The sequence below is a fragment of the Pseudomonas ovata genome (assembly GCF_003131185.1).
Classification (GTDB): Bacteria; Pseudomonadota; Gammaproteobacteria; order Pseudomonadales; family Pseudomonadaceae; genus Aquipseudomonas; species Aquipseudomonas ovata.
Genome location: NZ_QFFU01000052.1, coordinates 1 through 1,862 on the forward strand (window position 1 = coordinate 1; position 1,862 = coordinate 1,862).

Genomic DNA, 1,862 nt, shown 5'->3' on the forward strand with positions numbered 1-1,862 from the left:
CTTTACGGCATCGAGCGCGACTTGAAGGCCAGTAGCGATGCTGACCGTAAAAACGGCCGTCACGAACATAGCCTGCCGATACTGGCTCAGTTGAAAAGCTGGATCGAAAAGACGCAGCCACAGGTCACTGCCCAGAATGTCCCGGGCAAAGCCATCAGTTACCTCGCAAGTAACTGGAGCAAGCTGGAGCGATACGTTGAGGAAGGCTACCTGCCGCTCGATAACAACACAGCTGAACGCGCTATCCGCCCCTTCGTGATCGGAAGAAAGAACTGGCTGTTTAGCGACACGCCCAAGGGCGCGACGGCCAGTGCTCAACTGTACAGCCTGGTCGAGACTGCCAAAGCCAACGGCCAGGAGCCCTATGCGTGGCTGCACCACGCACTTGAACGTTTGCCAACGGCGACATCGGTAGAGGATTACGAAGCCTTGCTGCCGTGGAACTGCGAACCTCGACTTCACAGCTAAGCGCTTTACCTATCTTTAGCCAAGTGGGGTTTATGGAGCGCTTACATGGAAGCAATCTGGTCGCTGCAGAAGCACTTTGTTGTGGCCGCCAAAAGGTAGAAGCCCCTTGGCCATATCAAAAATCACCTCCGGCAATCGTCAAAGCTGGCATTTTTAAAAGAGCCTGGGCGACGCATCTTGCACGTCAAAGCATGGAGCTTGGAGAAATCTTCGTGGGGGCCTAGCGCATAATTAATAAAGTATCGCATAGCCCGGCCTTCTCGTTTAGTCGCTTCCTCAATGGACTCAAGGCCATTTTTATAATCCAGTACTGTCCATGACGTTCCGAGGGCTCCGTCAATCCGCATCACCGCTAGACGTCGAATGGGTCTGTCGACATGGGATTGGTCTATTTGGCACAGAACGACGATGTCTCCGTTAGCTTTGGGCAAGCGATCTGCGCTGGCTCGAATACCTTTCGTGCATTCTCGCCAATCTTCAGCACTGGTATCCAGTTTGCTCAGGTCTATGATCGAGAACGGGCTATGTAGTGCCAACGATAAGGCAGACCACTCGGTCGAGCACACGGAGCGTTCCCACTCCCTGGAGAACAACGGGCACATCTCGCGATAACGAAGATCTTCACCCGTCGACCCATAGTGTCGAACCTCAACGGATATCTGATTCAGAGTCAGCGGATTATTTGAGGTATGCGCGAGCAATCGGTCGACTTCTGAAACCTTATTCTGTTTGTCTTTATCGCGATCTAGTGAAAAGGAGATGCCTCGAAAAGCGTAATGAGGGAGCGCAACAAGCGGCAATGATAGCGTCCGGCCTCCGATGGATTAGCCCCTACAAAACCGGACACCAACTCCCCGTTAAATTGATGCTTGCGCCAAGCGCCTGAACTCCCTCGGTGAGCGATATTTCAAGGCGCTGTGTGGATGCTGCTCGTTGTAATGCTCGAAGGCAATGGCCAGGTTACGCAGCGCCGTTTCTCGATCCGGTTTGGGCATATGCGCCACGTAGTCACGCTTGAGGGTCTTTACGAAGCTCTCGGCCATGCCGTTACTTTGCGGGCTACGCACCGGTGTCGTTACCGGTTGCAAACCGATCTGCCGGGCAAATGCGCGCGTCTGTTCAGCGGTGTATGCCGAACCGTTGTCGCTTAACCACTGCACTGGCGTAGTCGGCAGTTGGTCACCAAAACGCTTCTCCACGCTTTCCAGCATCAAGTCGCGGATATCATCGCCGCTGTACCCGGTCGGGCTCGCGACCCAGCCGATGGCTTCACGGTCACAGCAATCCAGGGCGAAGGTCACGCTCAGTTTGGCGCCGTCCTCGCAGCGAAACTCAAAGCCGTCCGAGCACCAACGCGTATCGCTGGTTTTCACGGCAATACGGCCTTCGTGCCG

2 protein-coding genes are annotated in these 1,862 nt (G+C 54.8%); one reads left to right on the forward strand and one right to left on the reverse strand.

The genetic code is table 11. From position 1 onward, the window contains the following. Window positions 1–468 (forward strand): IS66 family transposase (locus DGA31_RS29365; protein ID WP_152035096.1); only part of this gene is annotated, 468 nt, incomplete at its 5' end. 857 nt (window positions 469–1,325) lie between these two features. Here DGA31_RS29365 and DGA31_RS29370 read toward each other — a convergent pair. Continuing rightward, window positions 1,326–1,862 (reverse strand): integrase core domain-containing protein (locus DGA31_RS29370; protein ID WP_152035097.1); only part of this gene is annotated, 537 nt, incomplete at its 5' end.